Below are 4804 nucleotides of genomic sequence, written 5' to 3'. Positions count from 1 at the left end.
GCCCACCGCTGCCGACCGGGCGCGACCGGGCCGCCGGCGCGCCGCGGGCCTCGGGCGAGGTGAACACGCTTTACGACACCGTCGACCAGGCGGCGCTGCGTCGGGTCGACGTCAGCGAACGCACTGCCGACGCGACCGTCTACCGCAAGGTGACGGCGGATCAGGCTGGGCGAGGCGCGGCGAGCGGTGCCGGCATGACGGAGGTGACGCCGGTGCGCCGGGTCGCCGGGCGGCGCCGGGACCGGCCCACCCAGGCGACCGAGCGGATGGCGCTTCGGGTCGGCGAGCTGGAGGCGGCCGAGGACCGCACCGGCCCGGGCCGACCCGGTGCCCGCCGTCCCACGCCCGCGCGCACCGGGCCGGGGCGCGGCGCTCCCACGCGCTCGTCACGGGCGGCGATGGGAGGCCTGGACGGACCAGGCGGACCCGAGGGGCCGGGCGGGCCGGGCGGCGGTCGTTCCCCCCGACCGGGCGAGGGGCGTCGTGGCCCGAAGTGGTGGCGGCGGCGGCCACGCTGGCTGCGCCGGTTCGTGCTGGCCGGGGTCTTCTCGTCGATCCTGCTGTTCGCCGCCGGCATCGCCGTCGTGTACGCGGCGACCCGGGTGCCGCTGCCCGGCGAGGTGAAGACCGACCAGACCTCGATCATCTTCTATGGTCCGCCGACCGGGACGAACCAGGCCACCGGCGACGAGCTCGCGCGGATCGGTACGGTGAACCGTACCGACGTGCCGCTGGCCCAGGTGTCCAAGGACATGCAGCACGCGGCCCTCGCGGCCGAGGACAAGAATTTCTACCATGAGCCCGGCATCTCGCCGAAGGGCATCGCGCGAGCGCTCTACGTCAATGTCACCGGCGGTGAGCTGCAGGGTGGCTCGACCATCACCCAGCAGTATGCGAAAAACGCCTACCTGAGCCAGGAGCGCACGTTCAGCCGCAAGATGCGGGAGATCGCCCTCGCGGTGAAGCTGGACCGCAAGTACTCCAAGGACCAGATCCTGGAGTTCTATCTGAACACGATCTACTTTGGCCGCGGTGCCTATGGCATCGAGGCTGCGGCGAAGGCCTACTACAACACGTCGGCTGCGAATCTCACGGCCCAGCAGGGCGCGGTGATCGCTGGCCTGATCCGATCGCCGAACTACCTTGATCCGGCGAAGAATCCGGGGCCGGCGGCCAACCGCTGGCATGACGTCGTCGCGACGATGGCCGCCGAGGGCTGGGCGCCCGCGTCGATCACCGGCGAGCAGCCCCCACCGGTGGTCGCCAAGGCGGACGACTCCACCACCACCTCCGCTCAGGTCGCCTACATCCGCGACGAGGTGAAGCGTGAGCTGATGGCGGGAGGGATCACCGAGGACCAGATCAACCGCGGTGGTCTGCGCATCACCACCACGATCGACAAGGGTCGGCAGATGGCCGCGTTCAATGCGGTCACCAGCGTGCTGAGCACCGCGTACTCGGCGGTGCCGGATCTGCGAACCGGCCTGTCGGCGGTCGAACCCGGGACCGGCCGAATACTCGCCTGGTATGGCGGGTCGCTCTACGGCAAGGATGCGCAGGGCCGCGAGCAGTACGAGGACAACGTGGCCACGGCGCAGGTGCAGTCCGCGTCGACCTTCAAGACGATCACCCTGGTGGCCGCGCTACAGAAGAACATCAACCTGAAATCCACGTTCGCCGCGCCCGCCAAAGCGTTTCTTCCCGGCTACGAGTTCGGGAACGATGAGGGCGAGGGTGGTGACCTCGGCTACAAGAACCTCATCCAGGCGACCGCCGCCTCGATCAACACCGTGTTCGTGCCGCTCGGCCAGAACATCGGCGTCAACAATGTCATCTCCACCGCGCGTAACCTCGGCATCCGTGACTCGACCACCCTGGAACCGGTCGCCGGTATCACCCTGGGCAAGGACAACGTCTATCCCATCGACATGACGTCGGTGTACGCGGTCCTTGCCAGCAACGGGGTGCGGGCCAAGCCCCACATGGTGGACAAGGTCCTGGACGGCAGCGGCCAGGTGATCTATTCGGGTGCCGACCAGAACGCGAAGCAGGCCATCCCCAGCTCGGTCGCCCGAGACGCGACCTATGCACTGCAGAGTGTGATCACCGATCCGAGCGGGACCGGGCATCGGGCCGCGCTCGCCAGCGGCCGCGAGGCCGCCGGGAAGACCGGTACCTCGACGGACTTCCGATCTGCCTGGTTCTGCGGATACACCAAGGAGATCGCCTCCTGCGTCGACATGTTCCGCGGCAAGGGCCTGAACACCGACCAGCTCAAGGGCATCCCAGGCGCAGCGGACGGGGTGTACGGCGGCACCCTTCCGGCCAAGGTGTGGAAGGCCTTCATGGACGCGGCCCTGCAGGGGGTGCCGAAGTCCAAGTTCGACCCGCCGGCGTTCGGTGGCCTGGTCCAGGACAACGAGCCGGAACCCACGGCCCCGCCGACGCAGACGCCGAGCACCGCGCCGACGTCGGGCCTCACCGACCTGCTGGGCGGCCTGTTCGGCGGGAACGGAGGCGGTCAGCAGCAGCCCCAACAGCCGCAGCCGCAGCCGCAGCAGCAGCCCGGAGCGAACCGCCCGAACGGTTCGCCCAGACCGACGGGGCTCTTCTCGGACCCTTTGGGGTGACCGGTGGGCCGACGGCACCGGCGGATCCGGGACATCGCGGCGTCGTCGAGATGCGGACCCGCCGGCCCGAACCCGCACCCCCCGCGGCGGGCGGCGGTCCGTCCACCGGTCCCACACCCAGGTGATGGCTTCTCCCCGCCCGGGCGAGGCCTGAGGGCCGCCGGAGGTCGGAACGCGGCGGGTCCGGGTGTGGCTGCCCGCCCCGGCGGTGCTCCGCTGTGGCCGAGCCCACGCCGCGTCGGCGGGCCGGGGCCGAGTCGGAGACACCTGCCGGAACTGCGGTCCCCGGGCCCGGCGGGCCGTGTACCACAATGGCCCGCATGGCCACGACACCGGCGTCTCCCGCCCGCGTCAGCCCGGCCCGGGAGGACCCGGTCGTGGCGGGCGCGAGCCAGCTCATCGGCGGGCCGCCAGGCGAACACGCGGTCTTCGTGGACCGGCGAACCTGGCTGACCCCGCTGCGCGTGCTGATGGCCCTGGCCATCGTGGCCAGCGTGCTCGGCTACACCCAGAAGATCGGCTGTCGGGACACCCGGACCTGGACGCACGAGCACCAGTACAGCGCGCTGTGCTACTCCGACGTCGTCGCCCTCTACAGCCAGGAGGGCCTGGTCGACGGGAAGATCCCCTATCTGGACTACCCGACGGAGTACCCGCCGCTGATCGGCGCGGCGATGGCCCTCATCTCCTGGCCCGCGGGCCACGCCGCCGGCCCGAAGGCGGTCTACCGGGACGAGTCCGAGCGCCGGGTGTTCGACCACTACACGATGGACCGGCGCTCGGCCGTCTTCTACGACCTCACGGCGCTGCTGTTCATGGTCGCCGCGTGCGTGGCGGTGCTCTGCACCGCGTTGACGGCCGGATCCCGGCGGGTCTGGGACGCGGCGCTGTTCGCGCTGGCGCCTGCGCTGGTCCTGCACCTGTTGACGAACTGGGACATTCTCGCGGTGGCGTTCGCGGCCGGTGGCCTGCTCGCCTGGTCCAGACGGGCCCCACGGCTGGCCGGCCTGCTACTCGGCCTGGGCATCCTCACCAAGCTGTATCCGGTGCTGTTCCTGCTCGGGTTGGGCTTCCTCTGTCTGCGCGCCGGGAAACTGCGGGAGCTGACGAAGACCGTCACCGCGGCGATCGTGACGGTGATCGTCGTCGTCGTGCCGCTGTGGCTGTCCGCCGGCTACTTCGACGAGCAGAGCAACAAGGTCGGCGACAGTATCTGGACAACCTTCTGGCGCGGCGGCGACTGGCTGCGCCTGCTCGGTGGGGGCCCGGACGGGGCACGCAACGGTCTCGCCCGGTTCATCGACCTCAACTCCGACCGGGGCGCCGACTGGGACTCGGTGGCCTTCGGCGCGACCTGGCTCGCCGACCGCCACGACCCCGCCTGGTTCGGTCCGCTGCACCTGGTGGTCTGCGTGGTGATGGCGGTCGTCGTCCTCACGGTGGCGGCGGCGCTCATCGTGCACCGCCCGGACACTCGTCGCCTCGTCGTCGCCTCGGCGGTGGCAGCGTGGGGGACCGTCGCGATCGGCGTCCCGCTGGTCCTGCAGGGCATCCGCGAGCACGGCCTGCCCATCGGAACCCTGAACATCATCACTGCCGCGACCCTGGTGACAGCGGTCGTCGCGATCGGGCTGCTCACCTGGTTCGCGCCGCGCCGGCCGCGGCTGCCCCAGGTGCTGTTCCTGCTGGTCGTCGCGTTCCTGCTGAGCAACAAGGTCTTCTCTCCGCAGTACACGATCTGGCTGCTCCCCCTGGCCGCGCTGGCCCGGCCGCGGTGGCGGCTGTTCCTGCTCTGGCAGGCATGCGAGGCGTGGGTCCTGTTCACCCGCTTCATGCATTTCGTCTACAACGACACCCAGGGCCGGCATGGGATCGACCGGGGCTGGTTCGTGGGCGCGGTGGCGCTGCGCGACCTGGCGCTGCTCGTCATGGCGGCGTTCGTGGTGCGGGAGATCCTGCATCCGCGGGCGGATGTGGTGCGGGCCGGGGGGTCGCCGAACCCGGCCGACCAGATCGCCGTGGATCGGCCCGCGGCGGGGCTGGACCTGGCCGCGGTGGACGACCCGGCCGGGGGGGTCCTGGATCATGCGCCCGACGTGCGCGGTGGCTGGCGTGGCCGACCGACGAGGCCGACACATGGTGTCCCGGAGCCGGAGCCGGAGCCGGAGCCGGAG

Annotated in this window: 2 protein-coding genes; both read left to right on the top strand. The window is 71.0% G+C overall.

The window, feature by feature from the left end; all coding sequences use genetic code 11:
* A partial coding sequence (locus ND748_RS25430) for a transglycosylase domain-containing protein (RefSeq protein WP_251748578.1) occupies positions 1-2630 on the top strand: 2630 nt, incomplete at its 5' end.
* Between the two features lie 311 nt (positions 2631-2941).
* On the top strand, positions 2942-4804 hold a 1863-nt coding region (locus tag ND748_RS25425; protein WP_251748576.1), incomplete at its 3' end, for a glycosyltransferase 87 family protein.

Origin of the sequence: Frankia sp. AiPs1, from assembly GCF_023716945.1 — a bacterium.
Lineage (GTDB): Bacteria > Actinomycetota > Actinomycetes > Frankiales > Frankiaceae > Frankia.
This window is presented reverse-complemented; position numbering and strand designations above follow the sequence as displayed.